Genomic DNA, 429 nt, shown 5'->3' on the forward strand with positions numbered 1-429 from the left:
CTCTCGGCACGGGAGCGGCGCGTCCTGCTCTCCCGGGACCGCGGGCTGCTGCGCCGCCGCGAGATCTGGGCGGGCGCATACGTCTACAGCGACCGCCCCAAGGAGCAACTCCGCGACGTCCTCGGCCGGTTCGCTCCGGTGCTGGACCCGTGGACCCACTGCACCGCGTGCAACGGCACCCTGACCGGGGCCGCCAAGGACTCCGTGAGCCCGCTGCTGGAGCACGGCACGCAGCAGGCGTACGACGTGTTCGCCCAGTGCACGGAGTGCGAGCGGGTCTACTGGCGCGGCGCCCACCACGGCCACCTGGAGACGATCGTGTCCGAGGCGGTCCGCGAGTTCGGGGGCGCGGCGGCGTAACGACGTGACCGTCGAGCGGCGTAACCGCGTGACCGCGAAAGCCCGCCGCTCGGAAGCGTCGGAACGTCA

The 429-nt window shown here is 72.7% G+C and carries 1 protein-coding gene; it reads left to right on the forward strand.

Annotated features, from left to right (window positions below; genetic code table 11):
• A partial coding sequence (locus tag AC0AIB_RS31420; RefSeq protein ID WP_465098114.1) for a Mut7-C RNAse domain-containing protein occupies nucleotides 1-360 on the forward strand: 360 nt, incomplete at its 5' end.
• Between the last annotated feature and the right edge of the window lie 69 nt (nucleotides 361-429).

It is taken from the genome of Micromonospora sp. DSM 43699 (assembly GCF_055517075.1).